The organism is Variovorax sp. FW305-3-2-15-B-LB1 (assembly GCF_058787635.1).
Genome location: NZ_JBYSZY010000014.1, coordinates 108,471 through 131,356, shown reverse-complemented (window position 1 = coordinate 131,356; position 22,886 = coordinate 108,471). Strand labels below are relative to the sequence as shown.

The window sequence follows — 22,886 nt, the reverse complement described above, 5'->3', positions numbered from 1 at the left end:
GAAGCCTTCAGGCTCACAAAGCGGGTGGGTCAGTATTCAATGGAAATCTCGGGTCAGAGATCGATGGAATCCAACATCCTGCCCATTGAATTTACGAGTGATCTCTTCACGGGCCCCTTCCTCATTCGCGTGCTTCGTTCTGCGAGCGATGAGACGTCCACTTGTTGCTCAGATCGAGGCGCTGTCTTTGGCGTTAGATTAGTTGGCGCTGTCGCAGGGAAAAGATCGCGCGGCGGCTGCACCGAGACTTTGAGGTCGCTTCAGCGTTTGTCGGTGTGGTTGTGGAGACCGACTTGATCGTGCCGGCGATACCGCCGGCAAGAAAGAAGGGCGCTCAACCGCCCTTGCGGCGCTTCACCACCACCGTGGCCTCGAGGCCTTCGTAGGCCTCGGCGTCGCCGTACCAGCTGCCCGAGATGGGCGCCGCCAGCGCGGGGTCGCGCGCCACGCCCACGCGGATCAGCTGGCCGCTGCCCATGAGGTTGTTGGTGGGGTCGAAGGCCAGCCAGCCCGCGCCGGGCAGGTAGGCCTGCAGCCACGCGTGCGTGCTGCCGGCGCCGGTGACCGATTCACCGGGCGCCTGCGCGGTGGCGTCGTTGTCCAGCGAGGCGTCGTAGAGGTAGCCCGAAACGAAGCGCGTCGCGATGCCGAGACGGCGCGTGGCCTCCATCATCAGCAGCGCGTAGTCGCGGCAGCTGCCGCTGCCCAGCGCCAGCGTCTCCAGCGGCGTCTGCGTGCCTTCCTCGTCGCGCGCCTTGTATTCGAAGCTCTGGCCGATGTGCGCGTTCATGCGCGTGAGCACGTCGCGCGTGCTGTTGGGCTGGTCGGTGTGCAGGAACTGGTGCGCCCAGCGGATCAGCGTGCCGTTGGCATCGTCGTTGTGGTGCGGGCGCAGGTAGTGCTCCAGGTCCAGGCGCTCCTGCACCGAATAGGCAAAGGGCAGGAACTCGGCCGACGGGTCGAGCGTGAGCAGGTCACGCTGCGACGGCGGCACGTGCTCGATGGTGAACGAGCAGACGATGCGCAGCTCGGTCGCCTCGCCCAGCGGCTGCACCAGCGCGACGGAGTTGGAGTACGGGTCCTGGATCAGCCGCGTGAGGGCCTGCGGGCTCACCTGCAGGTCGGTGGCGAGCACCCGCAGGTCGTGGCTGTCGCGTGGACGGAACATCACGCGGTGCAAGCCGAAGGTCACCGGCTTGTTGTAGCGGTAGACGGTGGTGTGGGTGATGTCGTACTGGATGGCCATGGCGCGCATTGTGCGGTGCGCGCGTGACCTCGGGTGACGGGAAACCCAGAACGCGCCGATTCAGTCCGATCCGGGCCAGAGCCGCTGCGTGCCCAGCGCCTTGGCGAGCGTCGCGGGCAAGGGCAGCGGCTCGCCGTGCCACTGCGCCGCCAGCAGCTCGGCGCACAGCGTGGCAAAGCTCAGGCCGCGCGAACCCAGCGCAGTGCAGGCCCACAGGCCCTCGTCGGCACCCGGGGCCAGCGGGCCGACCAGCGGTCGGCGGTCGCCCGAGGCGCAGCGCACGCCGACCCAGGCGTGGGTGTCTCCGCGTTCGAAGGCGGGCGCGAGCGCGGCGGCGGCACCGGGGTGCAGGCGCGCGAGCCGTTCGCGGTTGGCGAGGCTGTCTGCGTCGGTGGGGATGAGATCGGTGCTGTCGCGGTCGAAGGTGGCGCCGATCAGCCACAGCGGCTGCGGCGCCTGGCCGTCGGGTACGCCGGCGATCAGGTGGCCGTCGCCGTTGATGGGGGTGACGGGCAGGGCGGCGGGGTCCGCGCGGCCCCAGGCGACTTGGCCGCGCACGGGTTGCAGCGGCAGGTCGGGTGCGAAGTGGTGCGATGCGAAGCCCGCGGCCACGACGACGCGGTCGGCTTCGGCGAGCAGGGCGCCGGTGTCGTCGAACAGCTGCCAGTTGCTGTCCGTGCGTGCGAGGCGCGCCACATGGCTGTTGCCGCGGAATTCGACGCCCGGTTGAGCCAGCCACGCGGTAATCAGCCGGTGCGGCCGCACCCAGGCCGCGCGCGCATGCCAGAGCGCCGGCGTGTCGGGCGGCAGGCCGGCCGCGGCGAGCTGGTCGGGCTGTGCGGGCCAGGATTCGTTTGGTCCGTCCGCGCTCCAGCCGGGGGGCACGCGCACGTCGCCGTCGGGGCGGCGTTCGAGCGACCCGTGGGCGCCCCAATCGCGACCGTTCTCGAGCCGCAGCGCCAGTTCCGTCCAGGTGGCGCGGATGCCGGCGCGCGTGAGCCGCGACAGCAAGGCGTCGTCGGACGACACATGCGGCGCCAGCAGCCCGACCGGCAGGCCCGACGCGCCCGAGGCCGGCGCGTCGGCCGCATCGAGCACGGTGACCCGCCAGCCGCGCCGCGCAAGGCTGGCCGCGACCGCAGCACCCGCGAGCCCGGCGCCGATCACCGCGCAATGGCCGGGCGCATCGACGCCTTCGCGCACCGGCTGGCGGCGCCGTACCGTCCAGGCGGGCGCGAACACGCCGCGCAGGCTGCCGGGGCGCGAATCGAGCTGGAAGCCGTTCTGCGCCAGCGCGTGGCGCACCCCGTCATCCTCGGTGCGGGCCGCGAGGCCGGTGCCCTGGCGGGCGAAGCGCGACACCGCCTTGAGCGTGTCGGGCGAGGCCATCACCGAGCCGAAACCGTCGAGGAAGAGGCTGTCGGCCTCGAAGCGTTGCGCGCGCAGCATCGGCTGCAGTTCGCCCACGCACAGCGTGAGCAGCACGCGGCCGTCGTCGAAGGCCAGCCGGTGAAAGCCCGGCAGTAGTCCGGTCCACTGGCGGGCCAGCTCCTCGGCGAGCGGTGCGAGCGCCGGGTCGGCTTCAGACGCGCGCAGCAGATCGCCGGCCGGCGCCGGATGGGCGTCGACCGCGACGTAATGCAGCAGGCGCGGGCGCTGCGCGTCGGCGCGCCAGGCCTGCCAGGTTGTCAGGAAATGAAGGCCGGGCCCGAAGCCGGTTTCGAGAATCCGCCATTGCGGGCGCCCGGACCAGGCGGCGGGCAGGCCGCAGCCGTCCAAAAACACACGGCGCGAAAGCGCCGGTGTGTCGTTGTCGAGGGGGGAGGTGTCGCCGGAGCGCGCGCCGAGCGGGGTGCCGTCGGCGGCCACGCCGGACTCAGGCCGCAGGAGGGGGAACGTAGCCTTGCGCCACGTCGGCGCCTTCGCCGAAGAAGTGCTTTTCCATCTGGCGGGCCAGGTACTGGCGGGCGCGCAGGTCGGCCAGATTCAGCCGGTTTTCATTGACCAGCATGGTCTGTTGCTTGAGCCAGGCGGCCCAGGCTTCCTTGCTGACGTTTTCCCACAGGCGCTTGCCCAGGTCGCCGGGGTACGGCGGAAAGTCGAGTCCTTCGGCCTCTTTGCCGAGCTTGATGCACTGAACCATGCGTGCCATTTGATTGCCTCTTGTGGGGGAAAGCGGTTGCTTAGTTGATTTGGCTATTAAGAACTGAAAACTTGGTCGTTCCAGTTCCTATATGTCGTATTCAGAATACGTGGCTTCATTGATATGCCTTTTTAAGAGCAAGACACCATGAGCCTTCGCCGCGACTTTATCAAGCTTTCCCTGGGTGCCGGCGTGGCCGGTGCCTTGGCCCTGTCGGCATTGCCGTCGTTCTCGCAGGGCGCGGCGGGGGGCAAGGGCCCCGTGACGCTGCTGAACGTGTCGTACGACCCGACCCGCGAGCTGTACGTGGACTACAACCAGGCCTTCGCCAAGTACTGGAAGGCCAAGACCGGCCAGGACGTGAGCGTCAAGCAGTCGCACGGCGGCTCGGGCAAGCAGGCCCGCTCGATCATCGACGGCATCGATTCCGACGTGGCCACGCTGGCGCTGGGCGGCGACATCGACGCGCTGGCCACGCATGGCGGCCTCGTCAAGGCCGACTGGCAAAAGCGCCTGCCGCACAACTCCGCCCCCTACACCTCGACCATCGTGTTCCTGGTGAAGAAGGGCAACCCCAAGGGTCTGAAGGACTGGAGCGACCTGGTCAAGCCCGGCGTGCAGGTGATCACCCCCAACCCCAAGACTTCGGGCGGCGCCCGCTGGAACTACCTCGCGGCCTGGGAATTCGCCAAGCGCAAGTACGGCGGTGAAGCGAAGGCCAAGGAATTCGTCGGCAACCTGTACAAGAACGTACCCGTGCTCGACACCGGCGCGCGCGGCTCGACCATCACCTTCGTGCAGCGCGGCGTGGGCGACGTGCTGCTGGCCTGGGAAAACGAAGCCTTCCTGGCGCTGAAGGAGTTCGGCCCCGAGAAGTTCGAGATCGTCGTGCCGTCGATCTCCATCCTGGCCGAGCCCAGCGTGGCGGTGGTCGACAAGGTGGTCGATAAGAAGGGCACGCGCGCCGTGGCCGAGGAGTACCTGAAGTACCTGTACTCCGACGAAGGCCAGGACATCGCCGGCCGCAACTTCTACCGCCCGACGTCTGACAAGGCCAAGGCCAAGTACGACAAGCAATTCCCCAAGCTCACGCTGGTGACCATCGACCAGGCCTTCGGCGGCTGGGCGAAGGCCGACAAGGAGCATTTCGCCGACGGCGGCTCCTTCGACCAGATCTACGCGCCCAAGCAGAAGTAAGCGCAGCCGTTCCGGATTCGATCGCTGGTGGCACCCCGTGGGAGGGCGCCGGGGATCGCTTCGCCCTGAATTTCTCCTGAAGCCCAACGAAAGTTTCTCGTGTCCGTTCTCCTGATTGCCGGCAGCCCCTCGGCCCCGTCCCGCTCCACCGCCTTGCTCGACGCGGTGGGCGAGCGGCTGGCCCAACGCCATGCGCGCATCGAGCGGCTCGCGATCCGCGACCTGCCGGCGCAGGCGCTGCTGCTGGCCGAGTGGGCGCATCCGGCCATCGAGCGTGCCATCGCCCAGGTGGCGGCGGCCCGCGTGATCGTGGTGGCCACGCCGGTCTACAAGGCGGCCTACAGCGGCGTGCTGAAGGTCTTTCTCGACCTGCTCTCGCAGAACGCGCTCAAGGGCAAGACGGTGCTGCCACTGGCCACCGGCGGCAGCCCGCACCACATGCTCGCGCTCGACTACGCACTGCGGCCCGTGCTGCAGTCGCTGTCGGCGCGCCACATCCTGCCGGGCGTCTACGCGAGCGATTCGCAGATCGCGTTGACGCCCGAGAACGCCTACCAGGTGCACCACGACCTGGCGGAGCGCCTGAACGAGGCCGTCGAGGTGCTCGCGACCGAAGGCCTGAAGCTGCCGGCGACCCATGGCTTCGAGCCGGTTCCCTTTTCCCGTGTGCGATGTAGCGTCTGACGACCGGGTTCCTCGCTGAACCCGGCCCCGGCCAGACCTCTTTCCGTTCCCCGTTTTTCGAAGCCGCCTGCGCGCGGCCGGGGGATCGCTTTGCCTCACGTTTTTGCACCAAGGAATTCCGCATGAACCCCGTCGCTCCCGAAGACTCCGTGTTCGAAGTCGCGCCGCGCTCCTTCTGGCAGGCGCTGCGCGACCTGGCCATCAGCGCCATCGTCGTCACCGCCATCGCGCTCATCGTGAGCTTCATCTCGGCCGCCTCGGCGCATGCCCAGACGCAGACGAAGGCCAGGGGCGAGCTGCGCATCGGCTACCAGAAGTCGGCCAGCCTGTTCGTGCTGCAGAAGGCGCAGGGCACGCTGGAGAAGAAGCTCTCGCCGCTGGGCTTCGGCGTGAAGTGGGTCGAGTTCCCGGCCGGCCCGCAGCTGCTCGAAGGGCTGAACGTGGGTGCGGTCGACGTGGGCTATGTCGGCGAGGCGCCGCCCATCTTCGCGCAGGCCGCGGGGGCCAAGTTCGTCTACTTCGGCTACGACCCGGCCGCGCCGCGCGCCGAGGCCATCCTGGTCACCAAGGATTCGCCCATCCGCTTCGTGGCCGACCTCAAGGGCAAGAAGGTCGCGCTCAACAAGGGCAGCAACGTGCACTACCTGCTCGTGAAGCAGCTCGAGAAGAACGGGCTGAAGCTCTCCGACATCCAGCCCGTGTACCTCGCGCCCGCCGATGGCCGTGCCGCCTTCGAAAGCAAGAACGTCGACGCCTGGGTGATCTGGGACCCGTTCCAGGCCGCCGCGGAGAAAGCCACCGGCGCCCGCGTGCTGGCCGATGGCGCGCCTGACGTGGTCAACAACTACCAGTACTACCTGGGCGAGCGCGGCTTCGTGAAGAAGCACCCGCAGGTGATCGATGCGCTGTTCGCCGATTCGGTGGAGCAGGGCATCTGGCTCAAGAAGAACCTGCGCCAGGCCGCCGAGCTGATCGCGCCGCTGCAGGGCCTGCCCGTGGACGTGGTCGAGCTGGCGCTGCGCCGCTACGAGTTCAACGTGAAGCCGATCACCGCCGCCGTTGCGGCCGACCAGCAACAGATCGCCGACACCTTCTTCGCGCTGAAGCTCATTCCCAAGCCCATCAAGGTCAGCGACGCGGTCGTCACGGCCCAGCCCTGAACAGTTTCGAAGGACCCCATTTCATGACCCGCATTGCCATTCCCCGCCGCCGCCTGCTCCAGGGCGCGGCCGCCGCCCTCGCGCTGCCGTCGTCGTTCGCCGCCCTGGCGCAGGCCCCCGCGCGCCAGTTGCGCATCGGCCACCAGAAGGGCTACCTGAGCGTGCTCAAGGCCCGCGGCACGCTCGAGAAGCGGCTCGCGCCGCTGGGCGCCACCGTGAAGTGGACCGAGTTCACGGCCGGCCCGGTGCAGCTCGAGGCGCTGAACGTCGGCTCGATCGACTTCGGCGACGTGGGCGAAGCGCCGCCCATCTTCGCGCAGGCCGCCGGCGCGCCGCTGGCCTACGTGGGCGCCACGGTGCCGCGCCCGAAGACCGAGGCGGTGCTGGTGCCCAAGGGCTCGGCCATCCAGACCGTGGCCGACCTCAAGGGCAAGAAGATCGCGCTCAACAAGGGCTCGAACGTCCACTACTTCATCGTCAAGCTGTTCGAGAAGCACGGCCTGGCGTACAGCGACCTGAACCTGGTCTACCTGCCGCCGGCCGACGCGCGCGCTGCCTTCGAAAAAGGCTCGGTCGACGCCTGGGTGATCTGGGACCCGTTCCTGGCCGCCGCGCAGCAGTCGCTCGACGCGCGCATCCTGGCCGATGCCGTGGGCGTGGTCGGCAACCGCGCCTACTACTTCTCGTCGCTCGACTACGTGGCGAAGAACGCCGACGTGCTGGCCGTTGCGATCGAAGAGGTCAACAAGATCGACCAGTGGGGCGCCGCCCATCGCAACGAACTGGCGACCGAGCTGTCGGCCATCTGGGGCCTGCCCAAGGCGGTGGCCGACTTGTCGCAGGGCCGCACCGCCTACGGCACGGGCCCGATCACCAAGGCCATCCTGGCCGAGCAGCAGCAGATTGCCGACACCTTCTTCGCGCTCAAGCTGATCCCCAAAAAGATCAACGTGCTCGAAGCCGCCGGCGCGGGGATCGCGTGATGGCCGCCGTGTTGTCGACTGCGCTGCACGAACGCGCCGGCCATGTGCTGGCCATCACGGCGCGCGCCTGGGGTGTCGTGTCCGCGGCGCGCCGCCTTCCTTTCCTGCTTGCCGTCTGAACGGGCAAGCCAACGAACGATCGAGAGTTTCCGATGCAGATCTTCTGGTTTCTCCCCACGCACGGCGACAGCCGTTACCTCGGCACGAGCGAAGGCGCGCGCGCCGTCGACCTGCCGTACCTGCAACAGATCGCCGGCGCGGCCGACCACCTCGGCTACGAAGGCGTGCTGATTCCCACCGGCCGCTCCTGCGAAGACCCGTGGGTGATCGCCTCCAGCCTGATCGGCGCGACGAAGAAGCTCAAGTTTCTGGTGGCGGTGCGCCCGGGCCTGCACCAGCCCAGCCTGGCCGCGCGCATGGCCGCGACCTTCGACCGGCTCTCGGGCGGGCGCCTGCTCGTGAACCTCGTCACCGGCGGCGACCAGGCCGAGCTGGAAGGCGACGGCGTGTACCTCGACCACGCGGCGCGCTACGAGCAGTCGGCCGAGTTCATCCGCATCTGGCGCGAGATCATCGCGCGCAGCCACGAGACCGGCACCTACGACTACGAAGGCAAGCATCTGAGCGTGAAGGGCGCGCGGCTGCTGTTTCCGCCGGTACAGAAGCCGTACCCGCCCGTGTGGTTCGGCGGCTCGTCGGCCGCGGCGCACGACCTGGCCGCCGAGCAGGTCGATGCCTACCTGACCTGGGGCGAGCCGCCCGCGGAAGTGTCGAAGAAGATCGCCGACGTGCGCGCACGCGCCGAGCGCCAGGGCCGCAGCGTGCAGTTCGGCATCCGCCTGCACGTGATCGTGCGCGAGACCGAAAACGCCGCCTGGAAGGCCGCCGAAGAACTCATCAGCCGCGTCGACGACGACACCGTTGCACGCGCCCAGGCCGCCTTTGCGCGCATGGATTCCGAAGGCCAGCGCCGCATGGCCGCGCTGCATGCCGGCGGCGCCAAGCGTGGGCGTGCCGACCTGGAGATTGCGCCCAACCTGTGGGCCGGCGTGGGCCTGGTGCGCGGTGGCGCGGGCACGGCGCTGGTCGGCGACGCCAAGACCGTGGCGGCGCGCATCGAGGAGTACGCGGCGCTGGGCATCGACAAGTTCATCTTCTCGGGCTACCCGCACCTCGAAGAGGCCTACCGCTTCGCCGAGCTGGTGTTCCCGCTGCTCTCGCGCAAGGCCAAGACACAACTCGCGGGCGGTTCGCTGAGCGGCCCCTTCGGCGAAGTCGTCGCCAACCTCGACGCGCCCTCGCGCCTCGTCTCCCAAAGCTGAGGACACGCATGACCGAACAAGTACAAGAACTGCCGGCGGTGGCGCCGGCGTCGAACACCGCAGGGGACGCATTGCGAGGCTTCGGCCTCAACGTCGCGAAGCGGCTCATTCCGTGGCTGGTGCCGGTGGGGCTGATCGTCGTCTGGCAGATCGCCTCGTCGCTGGGCTGGCTCTCGACGCGCGTGCTGCCGGCACCGCTCGACGTGGTCAAGGCCGCGTGGTCGCTCACCGTGTCCGGCGAGCTCTGGACGCACGTGAAGGTGAGCGCGGGCCGTGCGCTCGCGGGGCTCGCCATCGGCGGCGGCGCAGGGCTCGCGCTGGGCCTGCTCACGGGCTCGGTGAAGTTCTTCGAGACGCTGCTCGACTCCACCATCCAGATGGTGCGCAACATCCCGGCGCTGGCGCTGATTCCGCTGGTGATCCTGTGGTTCGGCATCGACGAATCGGCCAAGCTCTTCCTGATCTCGGTGTCGGTGTTCTTCCCGATCTACCTGAACACCTTCCACGGCATCCGCAACGTCGACCCGCAGCTCATCGAGATGGGACGCACCTACGGCCTGTCGCGCTGGCAGCTGTACCGCGAGGTGATCCTCCCGGGCGCGCTGTCGTCGATCCTCGTGGGCCTGCGTTTCTCGCTGGGCCTGATGTGGGTGATCCTCATCGTGGCCGAGACCATCTCGGCGCAGGCCGGCATCGGCTACCTCACGATGAACGCCCGCGAGTTCCTGCAGACCGACATCGTGCTCGTGGGCATCCTGCTGTACGCGCTGCTCGGCAAGCTGGCCGACCTGTTCGCACGCGGCCTGGAGCAATGGTGGCTGCGCTGGCACCCCGGCTACCAGAAGAAGTCGGCGAAGTGAGGGCAGGGCACATGAACCACCTCATCAATCGCCGCACCGCCATTGCGACGCTGGGTGCGCTCAGCGCCGGTGCCGTGCTGGCACAGCAGCAACGGCCCGCCACGGTGCGGCTCGGTTACCAGAAGTCGTCCACGCTGATCGCGCTGTTGAAGGTGCAGGGCACGCTCGAGAAGCAGCTCGCGCCGCTCAATGTTTCGCTGAGCTGGCACGAGTTCACCAGCGGCCTGCCGCTGCTCGAGGCGCTGAACCTCGACAACCTGGACATCAGCGCCGACGTGGCCGACACCGTGCCCGTGTTCGCACAAGCCGCCGGCGCCGACCTGACCTTTCTGGCGCAGGAAGCGCCGTCGCCGGCCGCGCAGGCCATCGTCGTGCGTGACGAGTCGCCGCTCAAGACCGTAGCCGATCTCAAGGGCAAGAAGGTCGGCTTTGCGAAGGCGGCCGGCGCACATTACCTGCTGATCGCCGCGCTCGAGAAGGCCGGCCTGTCGTTCAAGGACATCGAGCCCGCCTACCTCACACCGGCCGACGGCCGCGCCGCCTTCGAGCGCGGCGCCATCGATGCCTGGGTGGTGTGGGACCCGTTCCTGGCCGCTGCCCAGCGCCAGTCGAAGGTGCGCATCCTGGCCGACGGCGCGGGCATTGCGTCGTACCAGCGCTACTACCTGGCGAGCACCAAGTTCGCGAAGGCGCGGCCCGACGTGCTGCGCGTGGTCTACGCCGAGCTCGAGAAGACCGGCAAGTGGGTCAAGCAGCACCCGAAGGAGGCCGCGGCCCTGCTCGCGCCCGTGTGGGGGCTCGACGCCCCGACCATCGAGCAGGCCAACAGCCGCCGCAGCTACGCCGTGCGGCCCGTGGTGGCCGGCGGGCTGGCCGAACAGCAGCGCATCGCCGATGCCTTCTTCGCCGAGAAGCTGCTGCCCAGAAAAATCGATGCGCTGAACGTGGCGCTGTTCAACCCCGGGGCCTGAATTCATGAGTGCCGTTCTGAAAGACATCCAACCCCAAGCCATTGCCGGCGGCGTGCGCCTCGAGGCGCGCGGCCTGCACAAGCGTTATGGCGCGCGCGAGGTGCTGCGCAACACGCAGCTGACCATCGAGCCGGGCCAGTTCATCGCCATCGTCGGGCGCAGCGGCTGCGGCAAGAGCACGCTGCTGCGGCTCATCGCGGGCCTCGAGGAAGCCACGTCCGGCGGCCTCTACACCGACGGCAAGGCCGTGAGCGGCCTGCACGACGACACGCGCATCATGTTCCAGGAGGCGCGTCTGCTGCCCTGGCGCCGCGTGCTCGACAACGTGACGCTGGGCCTGCCCAACGATGCCAAGGCGCGCGGCAAGGAAGTGCTGGCGCAGGTCGGCCTGGCCGACCGCGAGAACGAATGGCCGGCGCGCCTGTCGGGCGGGCAGCGCCAGCGCGTGGCCCTGGCGCGTGCGCTGGTGCACCACCCGCGCCTGCTGCTGCTCGACGAGCCGCTGGGCGCGCTCGACGCGCTCACGCGCATCGAGATGCACCGCCTCATCGAGAACCTGTGGCAGCGCCACCGCTTCACCGCGCTGCTGGTGACGCACGACGTGCAGGAAGCCGTGGCGCTGGCCGACCGCGTGATCCTCATCGAAGACGGCCGCATCGCGCTCGACGAGAACATCGCGCTGGCCCGCCCGCGCTCGCAGGGCGACCCGGCCTTTGCCGCGATTGAAAAACGAATCCTCGACCGGGTGCTGCAGAAGTCCGAAGAGACCGATGTGGAAAGCACCGATGCCAGCTGGCTCACGCCTCAAGCCCACGCCTTGCGCTGGGCGATCTGAGTCGTTTCATCCATTCCCCCTTTGAAAGGCAGTCGCATGTCGCAGAACTGGAAATTCGAAACCCTGTCGGTCCACGCCGGCTACTCGCCCGAACCGACCACCCGCGCGGTCGCGCCGCCGATCTACCAGACCGTGGCCTACGCCTTCGACAGCGCGCAGCACGGCGCCGACCTGTTCGACCTGAAGGTGCCGGGCAACATCTACACCCGCATCAACAACCCGACGCAGGACGTGCTGGAGCAGCGCGTGGCTGCGCTCGAAGGCGGCATTGCCGCGCTGGCACTGGCCTCGGGCCAGGCGGCTGTGACCTACGCGATCCAGACCATCGCCGAGGCCGGTGACAACATCATCAGCAGCACCGCGCTCTACGGCGGCACGTACAACCTGTTCGCCCACACGCTGCCGCAGTTCGGCATCACCACGCGCTTCGCGGACCACCGCGACCCGAGCAGCTTCGAGAAGCTGTTCGACGAGCGCACCAAGGCGGTGTTCGTCGAGTCGCTGGGCAACCCGGCGGGCAACGTGACCGACATCGCGGCCATCGCCGAAATTGCGCACCGCCACGGCGTGCCGCTCATCGTCGACAACACCGTGCCTTCGCCGTACCTGAGCCGGCCCATCGAGCACGGCGCCGACATCGTGGTGCACTCGCTCACCAAGTACCTGGGCGGCCACGGCACCAGCATCGGTGGTGCCATCGTCGATTCGGGCAAGTTCCCGTGGGCCGAGCACAAGGAGCGCTTCAAGCGCCTGAACGAGCCCGACGTGAGCTACCACGGCGTGGTCTACACCGAGGCGCTGGGCCCGGCCGCCTACATCGGCCGTGCGCGCGTGGTGCCGCTGCGCAACACGGGCGCGGCCATCTCGCCGTTCAACGCCTTCCTGATCCTGCAGGGCATCGAGACGCTGGCGCTGCGCATGGACCGCATCAGCAGCAATGCGCTGGCGGTGGCGCAGCACCTGAAGCAGAGCAAGGCCGTCAACTGGGTGAACTACGCCGCGCTCGAAGACCACGCCGACTACCCGCTGGCGAAGAAGTACTTCGGCGGTCGTTCGAGTGGCGTGCTGACCTTCGGCATCGGCGCGGGTCGCGAGGGTGGGGCGAAGTTCCTCGATGCGCTGAAGCTCTTCACGCGCCTCGTGAACATTGGCGACGTGCGCTCGCTGGCCACGCACCCCGCATCGACCACGCACCGGCAGCTGTCGCCCGAAGAGCTGGCAAGGGCCGGCGTCACGGAAGACACGGTGCGCCTGTCGGTGGGCATCGAGCACATCGACGACCTGATTGCCGACCTCGACCAGGCCCTGGCCGCCGCATCGAACTGACAAAGCGTTCCAAGAAATGACCACATTGCAAGCCATCCCTGACGCCGCGCTGGACCAGCTGTTTCGCAAGGCGCGCACCGTGCATGCCTTCAAGCCGGTGCCCGTGACCGACGCGCTGATCCATCAGCTGTATGACCTCGTGAAGTGGGGCCCGACCGCCTACAACGCCCAGCCTGCGCGCTACGTGTTCGTGCGCAGCGAGGAGGCCAAGGCGAAGCTGAAGCCGGCCGTGTCGGCGGGCAACACCGCGCAGACGCTGCAGGCCGGCGTGACGGTGATCGTGGCGCACGACACGCGCTTCTACGAGCACCTGCCCACGCAGTTCCCGGCCTACGACGCCAAGCCCTTCTTCGAGAAGAGCGCTGACGCCGCGCAGGCCACGGCCTTCCGCAACAGCAGCCTGCAGGGCGCCTACCTGATCCTGGCGGCACGCGCGCTCGGGCTCGACGCGGGGCCGCAGTCGGGCTTCAACGCCGACCTCGTCGACAAGGCCTTCTTCCCCGACGGCCGCTATCGCGCGAACTTCCTCGTCAACCTCGGCGTGGCCGACCACGCCGGCACTTTCGAACGCGGACCCCGGCTGGCGTTCGACGACGTGGCCGAGATCGTCTGAGCGCCGACCGTTTTCACTCACAACCCCTGTCAACCCTGAAAGAGAAATCACCATGTCCATCCAAGCCATCAACGTCCGCAACCAGTTCAAGGGCAAGGTCCGCGAGATCATCCGCGGCGACGTCGTCTCCGAAGTCGATGTCGAAACCGCCTGGGGCATCGTCACCTCCGTCATCACCACGCGCTCGGTCGACGAGCTGCAGCTGAAGGTGGGCTCCGATGTGGTCGCACTCGTGAAGTCGACCGAAGTTTCGATCGCCAAGCTCTGACGGACCCTCGGGCTTTGCGATTCCCCGGTGCTGTTTTGGTGCCGGGGTTTTTCGTTTCGGCGGTGCTGGTTCGGGGCGTGTGCGCAGGCCACCGGGTACTTCCCTCCGCGAATGTCCTCCGGCCTGCGGCCTCCCCCTTGATTTCGCTGCGGGAAGCACCCAGTGTCCTGCGCACGGGACGCGGCGGTGGTGTGCAGCCGATCAACGACCGCTCTGAACACGCTCACGCCGATGGGGTGCCTTGCGCAGCGAAATCAAGGAGGAGAGGCGAAGCCCCGGGGGACATTCGCGGAGCAAGGTACCCCGTCGGCGGGAGCGCGCCCTGAAGCACCCAGACCCAGCACCCCATAGATCACAAGGTTGTTAAGAATCGACTTTTGAGTCGTTTGACCTTGGCCTTCGCACTCCTACAGTGGTGGTTATCGCCATCAAGGAAGATGGAATGACCAACGTACAACAGGAGCCGAACCGCATGTCCGTGGAAGTTGAAGATGTCATCGCCTTGCCGCCCGCCCTCGAACAGGCGCGCGCGCAAGCCATCGAAAAGAACTGGCCCTACGCCGGCGGCGTGACGCCCCCCGTGGCCTGGCAGCTGGTGCAGGACGGCCACGCCCTGCTCGTGGACGTGCGCTCCGGCGAAGAACGCAAGTTCGTCGGCCACGTGCCCGACAGCCTGCACGTGGCCTGGGCCACGGGCACCGCGCTCACCCGCAACCCGCGCTTCGTGCGAGAACTCGAAGCCAAGCTGGCCAAGGACGGCGGCAAGGAGGCCGTGGTGCTGCTGCTGTGCCGCAGCGGCAAGCGCTCCGCGCTGGCGGCCGAAGCCGCGGCCAAGGCCGGCTTCACGCAGGTGTTCAACGTGCTCGAAGGCTTCGAGGGTGAGATCGATGCGCGGCAGCATCGCGGCGGGTCCGACGGCTGGCGTTTCCATGGCCTGCCGTGGGTGCAGGACTGAACCCCCATCGATAGAAACACACGGGAGGAAAACACACATGGCTCAATTCGAAGTGAGCGACATCGTGCGCGCACTGCACGAGGTGCGCGACGAGTGGCGCGATTCGCAGCGCCGCTCACGCGAGCCCGGTGCGCGCGAGTTTCCGTCGCGCGATGCGCTGGCGCAGATCGTCGAGTCGCTCAAGGGCGCGCTCTTTCCAATGCGGCTGGGCCCGCCGGACCTGCGCCACGAGAGCGAGGATTTCTACGTGGGCCACACGCTCGACGCCGCCTTGCAGGCGCTGCTGGTGCAGGCCCGGCTCGAGCTGAACTTCAACGCACGGCTGGCGCCGCGCCCCGCGAGCGAGATCGACGCCGCGGCCACCGAAGCCGTGCGCCAGTTCGCGAACGCGCTGCCTGGCCTGCGCCGGCTGCTCGACAGCGACGTGCTCGCGGCCTACCAGGGCGACCCGGCCGCGCGCAGCGTCGACGAGGTGCTGCTGTGCTATCCGGGTGTGCTCGCGATGATTCACCACCGCCTCGCACACCGGCTCTATGAGCTCGGCCTGCCGCTGCTCGCGCGCATCGTCGCCGAGCTGGCGCATGCGCAGACCGGCATCGACATCCACCCGGGCGCGACGATCGATGCGGGCTTCTTCATGGACCACGGCACCGGCGTCGTGATCGGCGAGACGGCCGTCATCGGCAAGCGCGTGCGGCTGTACCAGGCCGTCACGCTCGGCGCCAAGCGCTTCCCCACCGACGCCGAAGGCAACCTGCAGAAGGGTTTGCCGCGCCACCCGGTGGTGGAGGACGACGTGGTCATCTACGCGGGCGCCACCATCCTGGGCCGCGTGACGCTCGGCAAGGGCGCGGTCATCGGCGGCAACGTGTGGATCACCGACGACGTGAAGCCCGGTGCCAGCGTCACGCAGGCCAGCCTGCAGAACAACAGCGCACCGAAGGCGGGCAGCGTATGAAAGCCTTCGTCGAAGACTTCGGCGTCACCGTGCGCCAGCTGCGCGAAGGGCAGGGCTGGTCGCAGGAAGAGCTGGCCGAGCGTTCCGATCTGAACCGCTCGTACGTGGGAGAGATCGAGCGCGGGCGCGTGATCCCGTCGATCGTCACGGCGCAGAAGCTGGCCACCGCGCTGGGCATCAACATCGTCAACCTGCTCGCGCGTTGCGAGCAACTGGAGCAGTCGCGCCTTGCACGGCGGATCAACTTGGCGGCTATAGCCTGTTGAGGGGAAACCCGTGGTCGCCAGACACTGGCGATCACTTTTTCCTCAACCCACGGAGCCTTGATCCATGAGTGCAACAGTCGGTGGTACCACCGCCCTTGGCGACAACGCCGCCCGCCAGCTAGCCAACGCCACCAAGACCGTTCCCCAACTCGAGACCATCAGCCCGCGCTGGCTGACGCACCTGCTGCAATGGGTGCCGGTGGAGGCGGGCATCTACCGCGTCAACAAGGTCAAGAACCCCGAGTCGATCAAGGTCACCTGCACCTCGCGCGAAGAAGAGAACCAGCTGCCGCGCACCTTCGTCGACTACGAAGAGAACCCGCGCGAGCACTACCTCAATGCCGTGAGCACCGTGCTCGACGTGCACACCCGCATCTCCGACCTGTACAGCAGCCCGCACGACCAGATCAAGGAGCAGCTGCGCCTCACGATCGAGACGATCAAGGAGAACCAGGAGAGCGAGCTCATCAACAACCCCGACTACGGCCTGCTGGCCCAGGTGAGCGAAGAGCAGCGCATCTTCCCGCTGACCGGCGCGCCCACGCCCGACGACCTGGACGAGCTGCTGACCAAGGTGTGGAAGGAGCCCGCGTTCTTCCTCACGCACCCGCTGACCATTGCCGCGTTCGGGCGTGAAGCCACGCGCCGCGGCACGCCGCCGCCCACGGTGAGCCTGTTCGGTTCGCAGTTCATCGCCTGGCGCGGCATTCCGCTGATTCCCTCGAACAAGGTGCCGGTGGCCGACGGCAAGAGCAAGATCCTGCTGCTGCGCGTGGGTGACAAGCGCCAGGGCGTGGTGGGCCTGTTCCAGCCGGGTCTGTCGGGCGAACAGAGCCCGGGGCTGTCGGTGCGCTTCATGGGCATCAACAACCATGCGATCGCGTCGTACCTGATCTCGCTGTACTGCTCGCTCGCGGTGCTGACCACCGACGCGCTGGCCGTGCTCGACGACGTCGAGATCGGCAAGTACCACGACTATCCCGACACCTACAAGTAAGCCGCGGTGAGCAGCACACCCACGTTCCCGGGCGAGGCGCCGTTCGATCCGGCCGTTCTCGCGCGCATGGCCAGCGCCATGTTCTCCGCGCCGCCGGGCGCGCAGTTTCCCGCCAACGTCGCACCGCCGGGCTCGCCGCTGGTGAGCCCCGCCGGCTTCGGGCCGAGCGTGCCGGGCACGCCGATCCCGCAGGGACAGATTCCGGGCGCCAATGTGCTGCCCGCATCGCCCACGCAGCTGCCGTCGCTCGCGAACCGCGCGCCGGCACTGCTGCCGCATGCGGTCGCCGGCAACGGTGTGCCGGACGCGGTGCTGTCGGTGGCGCCGGCCTTCGAGCCGCGCTCGGGCGGCGGGGTGCAGGGCGTGCCGCAGCAGGTGGGGGCGCCTGCGTCGCCGCAGGCAGCCTCTGCATCGCCGTTCTACTTCCTGAACCACAGCTACGGGCATCCGGTGGCCAGCGCCAGCGATGGCTTTGCGATCCACGATCCGTTCGCGGGCCTTGCCGCGCCAACGGCGCAGCCCGCGTTGCCACCGAGCCCACCTTCGGCGCCGGCCGGACGCGACGCCCAGTTCTACTTCGTCGATGCAGTGCGTCTGCCCAACGGCTTTGTCACACCGGCCAAGCCCGATCCGCGCGGTCCCGACGCGGTGCCGCTCGCCGGCAGCGGCCAGCATCCGCCGTTCGATGTGCACGCCGTGCGGCGCGACTTCCCGATCCTGCAGGAGCGCGTGAACGGCAAGCAGCTCGTGTGGTTCGACAACGCCGCCACCACGCACAAGCCGCAATCGGTCATCGACCGCATCGCGTACTTCTACGAGCACGAGAACTCGAACATCCATCGCGCGGCGCATGAACTTGCCGCGCGTGCGACCGATGCCTACGAAGGCGCACGCGAGCGCGTGCGCAAGTTCATCAATGCACCCGAAGTCGACGAAGTGATCTTCGTGCGCGGCACCACCGAGGCCATCAACCTCGTGGCCAAGAGCTGGGGCGGCCAGCACGTGGGCGAGGGTGACGAGATCATCGTGTCGAACCTCGAGCACCACGCCAACATCGTGCCGTGGCAGCAGCTCGCCGCCGCCAAGGGTGCGAAGCTGCGCGTGATTCCGGTGGACGACTCGGGCCAGGTGCTGCTCGACGAGTACCGCAAGCTGCTCAACGACCGCACGAAGATCGTCGCGGTCACGCAGGTCTCGAACGCGCTGGGCACCGTGGTGCCGGTGAAGGAGATCGTCGAGCTGGCACACCGCGCGGGCGCGAAGGCGCTGGTCGATGGTGCGCAGTCGGTCTCGCACATGCGGGTCGACGTGCAGGACATCGGTGCCGACTTTTTCGTGTTCTCCGGCCACAAGGTGTTCGGCCCGACCGGCATCGGCGTGGTGTGGGGCAAGCGCGAGGTGCTCGAAGACATGCCCCCGTGGCAGGGCGGCGGCAACATGATTGTCGACGTGACCTTCGAGAAGACCGTGTTCCAGCCGATCCCGAACAAGTTCGAGGCCGGCACCGGCAACATCGCCGATGCCGTGGGCCTGGGTGCAGCCATCGACTACGTGAACAAGGTCGGCATCGAGAACATCGCGCGCTACGAGCACGACCTGCTGGTGTACGGCATGGCGCAACTGGGTGCGATTCCCGGCGTGCGGCTGATCGGCACGGCGGCCGACAAGGCGAGCGTGATGTCCTTCGTGCTCGACGGCTACACCACCGAAGAGGTGGGCCACGCGCTCAACGACGAAGGCATCGCGGTGCGCACGGGGCACCACTGCGCGCAGCCGATCCTGCGGCGCTTCGGCGTCGAGACCACGGTGCGGCCGTCGCTGGCGTTCTACAACACCTTCGACGAGGTCGATCGGCTGGTGACGGTGGTGCGGCGGCTCGCCGGCCAGCGGCGCACGCGCTGAGCCGGGTCAGGGTTTCGATGCCAGGTGCTGCCTGAAGAAGGCGAGCACCTTGGCATTGAAGTCGGCGTGGAAGGCGACGCGGTCGAAGCCGCCGGCATCGCTGCAGATCTCCGGCAAGGCCTTGGCCATGGCTGGCGCGCAGGGCGCCAGGAAGGCGAAGTGCGCGGTGTTCGCGGGCACGTACCAGGCCGGCGCTGAAGGCAGGTTGCGGCGAACCGCTTCGACGTCGTCCAGCGTCACCCCGTCGCCGCCGCGCGCGGAGGCCCAGAGCTGGACGGGCACCGTGACCTGCTTCAGCCCCTCTGCATCGAAAAAGCTCAACGGGTCGACGATCACCGCCGCCTTGATGCGCGCATCGCGCACCGGCGGCGCGGGCAGTTCCTGGCGTTGGATCTGGCCGCAGAACGGAATCTTCGATGCCGGCGTACAAAAGCGCAGGCCCAGCTTGAAGTCGGGCACCGCGCCTGTCGCCACGAGGCCGGTGTAGCCGCCGCGCGAGAAGCCGAAGAAGCCGACCTGGTCGGCGGCAATCTTTGTGTGGCCGGGCCACGTCTTGAGCATGTGATCCGCCAGCCGCCGCATGTCGATGGGTCGCGCGGCAAATGTCGAGAGATGGCCCCGGCGCTCCATGTCCTGGAAGTTGTCGTTCGGATGGTTGATGGCGGCGACCACGAAGCCCGCGTCGGCCAGCGCCGCCGCCGTGTCGTGGTGCCCGAGGAACGAGCCGCCCGAGCCGTGCGACATCAGCGCCAGCGGCAGGCCCGTGCCGACGACGGGGCAGTCCTTGGTGGCCGAAATGGCGATCAGGCCGAACGCGATCTCGCCGGGCGCCGCCTCGCAAGGCGTCCACACCGCGCCGCGCAAGGCCGGCCCGTCCTTGTCGGCCGGCACCTCGATGAAGCTGAAGCCCGCGGCATGGCTCCATGCGGCAGACAGGCAGAGGGCGGCGAGCAGGGCAAGGCGATGCAGGGTCATGGTGCGCAAGGGGTTGAGGGCTGAACGGGCCGCCAGTGTGCCGCCTCCGGCCCCGCGCCGCCAGCCCGTTTTGCGTCGTGCGATGCGGGCGCGCTATGCTCTGTCGCTGTCCATCACGCTGCTTGTCTTCGCATGTCCCAGCCTCAGGTTTCTTCTTCCGGTGCTCCTTCTTCTGTCAGCGATTCCTGCGATGTGTTCGTGATCGGCGGCGGCCCCGCGGGCTCGACCGTCGCGGCGCTGCTGGCGCAGCAGGGCCGCAAGGTGGTGCTGGTCGAGAAAGAGCACCACCCGCGTTTTCACATCGGCGAGTCGCTGCTGCCCGCGAACGTCGAGCTGTTCGACAGGCTCGGCGTGCGTGACCAGGTCGAGAAGATCGGCATGCCGAAGTTCGGCATCGAGTTCGTCTCGCCCGAGCATGAGCACCGCAGCTACGTGGAGTTCGCCGAAGGCTGGGACAAGTCGCTCGACTCCGCCTGGCAGGTGCGCCGCTCCGAGCTCGACGAGCTGCTGTTCCGCAACGCCGCCACGCGCGGCGCCCAGGCCTTCGAGGGCTGCAAGGTGCGCGACGTGACCTTCGACGCCGACGGCGCCACCGTGCAGGCCGTGATGGACGACGGCGCCAAGCGCAGCTGGCGCGCGCGCTTCGTGGTCGACGCCACGGGCCGCGACACGCTGCTGGCCAACAAATTCCGCTGCAAGCAGAAGAACCCCGACCACAACAGCACCGCGCTGTTCGGCCACTTCACGAACGCCGAGCGGCTCGAGGGCAAGAAGGAAGGCAACATCAGCATCTGCTGGTTTCCGCACGGCTGGTTCTGGTTCATTCCGCTGGCCGACGGCACGACCAGCGTGGGCGCGGTGTGCTGGCCCTACTACCTGAAGACGCGCGAAAAATCGCTGAAGGAATTCTTCTACGACACCATCGCGCTGTGTCCGGTGCTGGCCGACCGCCTGAAGAACGCCACCCTGGTCGACGACGCCGTGCACGCCACGGGCAATTTCTCGTACTCGAGCACGCACGCCACCGGCGACAACTACCTGCTGCTGGGCGACGCCTTCACCTTCATCGACCCGATGTTCTCCTCGGGCGTGTACCTGGCGATGCACAGCGCCTTCGACGGCGCCGAGCTGGTGGCCACCGCGCTCGACCAGCCGGCCGAGCTGGCCCGCGCCCGCGAAGGCTTCGAGGCCATGATGCGCAAGGGCCCGCGCGAGTACTCGTGGTTCATCTACCGCGTGACCAACCCGACCATCCGCGACATGTTCATGTACCCCGGCAACCCGTTCCGGGTGAAGGAGGCGCTGATGTCGCTGCTGGCCGGCGACATCTACAAGGGCACGCCGATGTGGGGCGCGCTGCGCATGTTCAAGGTGCTGTACTACGGCATTTCCCTCGCCAACTTCCGCCGCACCTGGGCGGGCTGGAAGCGCCACCGCTTCAACATCCGCGACATGGGGGCGTTGAAGGGGGAGACGATCCTGAAGTCGGACTAGGCGCGCCCAGAGGCGGGTTCGCGCCGCAGGGCTACCAGCCCGTCAGGCCGGTACGGGCGGACGCCCACGCGGTGTTCGATGCGCGCAACGTCGCCACCGCATGCGCCACCCCCAGTTGCGGGCTGCTGAGCACCTCGACCTTGAGGTCCGCCAGCAACCCCGTCACGGGCGCCATCGACGCCTGCGCCAGCACGATCACGTCGGTCCCGTCGGCCGCAGTGCGGATCGATTCGGCCAGCGTGGCCACGTAGCGCGTGATGTCGCCGGACTGGAAATGCACCCAGGCATCCTCGACCAGCAGCGTGCTGGCGCGGATGCCGACGCCGGCTTGCCGCGCGGCTGAAAGCACGAGCGACAGGGTCGGGTCGATGGTGCTTTCGACGGCGCCGACGATCAGCACGCGCGGGCCGTTGCGCACGGCACGGTCGGCCATCGCGCGGTCGATGCGCAGGGCCGCAAAGGCGCCGCCGGTGGCGGTCTTCTCGGCGATGCCGCCGATGGTCGAGCAGGTGCACACGACCACCGAGGCGCCGTCCGAGGCGGCGTCGCGCATGGCCTCGTGGACGCGCGCCACCAGGCCGGCGTGGTCGATGCCCAGGGTGCGCGCATCGGCGAGCAGCTCTTCCATCACCAGGTGCTGCACGCGCAGCTCGGGCGCGATCTCGCGGGCCAGGCTGCCGAAGGTCTGCACATGCACCTGCGCGGTATGGAGGAAGGCGAGCGTGTCGGCCATGACGTGGCTGCCGTTCAACCGGCCTCGCGGGCGCGCCGGAACTCGTAGGCCTTCAGGTGCACGTAGGCCGTGCGCAGCACCGACGGTGTGGCCGATGCGGTGCGCGGCGCGCGGGCCAGCAGGTCGCCCAGGATGTGGTCGGCCTCGACGCGTGCGCCGCGGGCCATGTCCTTGTACATCGAGGCGGTCATGGGCGAGCCGGCGGTCGTGACCACTGCGCGGCCGCGCGTGAGGGCGCCGGGCCGCGGGGCAAAGCCGTTGTGGGCGGCGATGGCGCAGCACTCGTCGAAGATCGCAAGCGCCACGTCCTCGCCGCCGGCGGCCACGATGTCGCCGATGGAGGCGTGCATCAGGCTCGTGAGGCCCGCGGCCGAGGCGATGAAGACCCACTTCTCCCACATGTCCTGTGCGATGGTCTCGCTCGCGGTGGCCGTGAAGTTCGCGCCGGCGAACTGGGCCGCGATGGCGTCGATGCGCGGCGAGCGCCCGCCGGCGCGTTCGCCGTAGCTCAGGCTGTGCATGTCGTTCAGGTGCTGCACGCGGCCCTCGTCGTCGAGGGTGGCGGAGATCATGCACAGGCCGCCGAGCACGCGCGCCTCGCCGAAGCGCGCGACCAGCCGGTCGATGTGGCCCAGGCCGTTGAGCAGCGGGAGGATGACGGTGTCGGGTCCGACGGCGGGCGCGAACGAATCCATGGTGGCGTCGAGGTCGTAGGCCTTGCAGCCGACCACGACCACGTCGTACGGGCCGCCGATCTGCTCGGCCAGCACATGCTTCGGCGTGGGCAGGTCGAGGTCGCCGAAGGGGCTGCGCACCACGAGTCCGGTCGTAGCCAGCTGGGCCGCGCGGCCGGGACGCAGTAGAAAGGTCACATCGCGGCCTGCCGCGAGCAGGCGTGCGCCGAAGTAACCACCGAGTGCTCCCGCACCCACCATCAGGAATCGCATCGCGCGCTGCCTCCGAAGAAACTGAAGATCGGAAGCGATGATGCCCCGGAT

Annotated in this window: 23 protein-coding genes; 17 read left to right on the top strand and 6 right to left on the bottom strand. The window is 68.4% G+C overall.

Features of this window, described 5'->3' with window-relative positions; all coding sequences use genetic code 11:
• Positions 1–334: 334 nt before the first annotated feature.
• From AC3WQR_RS11825 to AC3WQR_RS11815, 3 genes are read right to left on the bottom strand one after another with little or no spacing between them, the layout of a single operon-like run.
• The gene (locus AC3WQR_RS11825) at positions 335–1,246 is read right to left on the bottom strand and encodes a transglutaminase family protein (protein WP_492742138.1); all 912 of its coding nucleotides are present in this window, start codon (positions 1,244–1,246) and stop codon (positions 335–337) included.
• A 60-nt stretch (positions 1,247–1,306) separates the two neighbouring features.
• Positions 1,307–3,115 carry an FAD-dependent 5-carboxymethylaminomethyl-2-thiouridine(34) oxidoreductase MnmC1 gene (gene mnmC1 / locus AC3WQR_RS11820; RefSeq protein WP_492742136.1) on the bottom strand — a complete coding sequence of 603 codons (1,809 nt, stop codon included), beginning with the start codon at positions 3,113–3,115 and terminating at the stop codon, positions 1,307–1,309.
• A 7-nt stretch (positions 3,116–3,122) separates the two neighbouring features.
• Complete coding sequence (locus tag AC3WQR_RS11815) at positions 3,123–3,398, bottom strand: oxidative damage protection protein (RefSeq protein ID WP_013541095.1); 276 nt, start codon at positions 3,396–3,398, stop codon at positions 3,123–3,125.
• A gap of 138 nt (positions 3,399–3,536) precedes the next feature.
• On the opposite strand from AC3WQR_RS11815, the gene AC3WQR_RS11810 reads away from it, so the two are divergent.
• The 16 genes from AC3WQR_RS11810 to AC3WQR_RS11735 all read left to right on the top strand — a co-directional run bounded on the left by AC3WQR_RS11810 (position 3,537) and on the right by AC3WQR_RS11735 (position 18,686).
• Positions 3,537–4,586 (top strand): sulfate ABC transporter substrate-binding protein, encoded by a 1,050-nt coding sequence (locus AC3WQR_RS11810; protein WP_492742135.1) that lies wholly within the window; start codon positions 3,537–3,539, stop codon positions 4,584–4,586.
• Between the two features lie 99 nt (positions 4,587–4,685).
• A complete protein-coding gene (ssuE, locus tag AC3WQR_RS11805; RefSeq protein WP_070060842.1) occupies positions 4,686–5,270 on the top strand; it encodes an NADPH-dependent FMN reductase in 585 nt (194 codons plus the stop codon).
• A gap of 122 nt (positions 5,271–5,392) precedes the next feature.
• Positions 5,393–6,430 (top strand): sulfonate ABC transporter substrate-binding protein, encoded by a 1,038-nt coding sequence (locus AC3WQR_RS11800; RefSeq protein ID WP_492742134.1) that lies wholly within the window; start codon positions 5,393–5,395, stop codon positions 6,428–6,430.
• Positions 6,431–6,453: 23 nt separating this feature from the next.
• Entirely contained in the window at positions 6,454–7,413 is a 960-nt protein-coding gene (locus tag AC3WQR_RS11795) for a sulfonate ABC transporter substrate-binding protein (protein WP_070060841.1), read from the top strand.
• Positions 7,414–7,565: 152 nt separating this feature from the next.
• Positions 7,566–8,735, top strand: a complete 1,170-nt coding sequence (gene ssuD / locus AC3WQR_RS11790; RefSeq protein WP_492742132.1) for an FMNH2-dependent alkanesulfonate monooxygenase — start codon at positions 7,566–7,568, stop codon at positions 8,733–8,735.
• Positions 8,736–8,743: 8 nt separating this feature from the next.
• Positions 8,744–9,595 carry an aliphatic sulfonate ABC transporter permease SsuC gene (ssuC, locus tag AC3WQR_RS11785; RefSeq protein WP_139705945.1) on the top strand — a complete coding sequence of 284 codons (852 nt, stop codon included), beginning with the start codon at positions 8,744–8,746 and terminating at the stop codon, positions 9,593–9,595.
• Positions 9,596–9,606: 11 nt separating this feature from the next.
• Positions 9,607–10,566, top strand: a complete 960-nt coding sequence (locus tag AC3WQR_RS11780; protein ID WP_492742131.1) for an aliphatic sulfonate ABC transporter substrate-binding protein — start codon at positions 9,607–9,609, stop codon at positions 10,564–10,566.
• Positions 10,567–10,570: 4 nt separating this feature from the next.
• Positions 10,571–11,401, top strand: a complete 831-nt coding sequence (locus AC3WQR_RS11775) for an ATP-binding cassette domain-containing protein (RefSeq protein ID WP_095745458.1) — start codon at positions 10,571–10,573, stop codon at positions 11,399–11,401.
• A 36-nt stretch (positions 11,402–11,437) separates the two neighbouring features.
• Positions 11,438–12,727: an O-acetylhomoserine aminocarboxypropyltransferase/cysteine synthase family protein gene (locus tag AC3WQR_RS11770; protein WP_492697054.1), complete on the top strand. Its 1,290-nt coding sequence runs from the start codon at positions 11,438–11,440 to the stop codon at positions 12,725–12,727.
• Between the two features lie 16 nt (positions 12,728–12,743).
• Entirely contained in the window at positions 12,744–13,340 is a 597-nt protein-coding gene (locus AC3WQR_RS11765; RefSeq protein WP_062470026.1) for a malonic semialdehyde reductase, read from the top strand.
• A 52-nt stretch (positions 13,341–13,392) separates the two neighbouring features.
• Positions 13,393–13,608, top strand: coding sequence for a TOBE domain-containing protein (locus AC3WQR_RS11760; protein WP_007829250.1), 216 nt, complete (start codon positions 13,393–13,395; stop codon positions 13,606–13,608).
• Between the two features lie 472 nt (positions 13,609–14,080).
• On the top strand, positions 14,081–14,563 hold the full coding sequence (locus tag AC3WQR_RS11755) for a rhodanese-like domain-containing protein (protein WP_487846839.1): 483 nt from the start codon (positions 14,081–14,083) through the stop codon (positions 14,561–14,563).
• 37 nt (positions 14,564–14,600) lie between these two features.
• Positions 14,601–15,521 carry a serine O-acetyltransferase EpsC gene (epsC, locus tag AC3WQR_RS11750; RefSeq protein WP_062470029.1) on the top strand — a complete coding sequence of 307 codons (921 nt, stop codon included), beginning with the start codon at positions 14,601–14,603 and terminating at the stop codon, positions 15,519–15,521.
• The gene (locus tag AC3WQR_RS11745) at positions 15,518–15,787 is read left to right on the top strand and encodes a helix-turn-helix domain-containing protein (RefSeq protein WP_062470032.1); all 270 of its coding nucleotides are present in this window, start codon (positions 15,518–15,520) and stop codon (positions 15,785–15,787) included. The genes epsC and AC3WQR_RS11745 overlap by 4 nt, the downstream gene beginning before the upstream one ends.
• Before the next feature lie 64 nt (positions 15,788–15,851).
• Entirely contained in the window at positions 15,852–16,784 is a 933-nt protein-coding gene (locus AC3WQR_RS11740; protein WP_492742129.1) for a family 2A encapsulin nanocompartment shell protein, read from the top strand.
• A 66-nt stretch (positions 16,785–16,850) separates the two neighbouring features.
• On the top strand, positions 16,851–18,686 hold the full coding sequence (locus AC3WQR_RS11735; protein ID WP_492742140.1) for a family 2A encapsulin nanocompartment cargo protein cysteine desulfurase: 1,836 nt from the start codon (positions 16,851–16,853) through the stop codon (positions 18,684–18,686).
• Positions 18,687–18,692: 6 nt separating this feature from the next.
• Here AC3WQR_RS11735 and AC3WQR_RS11730 read toward each other — a convergent pair whose 3' ends face one another.
• Positions 18,693–19,661 (bottom strand): alpha/beta hydrolase family protein, encoded by a 969-nt coding sequence (locus tag AC3WQR_RS11730; RefSeq protein ID WP_492742127.1) that lies wholly within the window; start codon positions 19,659–19,661, stop codon positions 18,693–18,695.
• 132 nt (positions 19,662–19,793) lie between these two features.
• Here AC3WQR_RS11730 and AC3WQR_RS11725 point away from each other — a divergent pair, with 132 nt between their 5' ends.
• Entirely contained in the window at positions 19,794–21,155 is a 1,362-nt protein-coding gene (locus tag AC3WQR_RS11725) for an NAD(P)/FAD-dependent oxidoreductase (protein ID WP_492742126.1), read from the top strand.
• A 31-nt stretch (positions 21,156–21,186) separates the two neighbouring features.
• On the opposite strand, the gene AC3WQR_RS11720 is transcribed toward AC3WQR_RS11725, so the two are convergent.
• Positions 21,187–21,888: an aspartate/glutamate racemase family protein gene (locus AC3WQR_RS11720; protein WP_492742124.1), complete on the bottom strand. Its 702-nt coding sequence runs from the start codon at positions 21,886–21,888 to the stop codon at positions 21,187–21,189.
• 14 nt (positions 21,889–21,902) lie between these two features.
• The gene (gene panE / locus AC3WQR_RS11715) at positions 21,903–22,835 is read right to left on the bottom strand and encodes a 2-dehydropantoate 2-reductase (protein WP_492742123.1); all 933 of its coding nucleotides are present in this window, start codon (positions 22,833–22,835) and stop codon (positions 21,903–21,905) included.
• Positions 22,836–22,886: the final 51 nt, after the last annotated feature.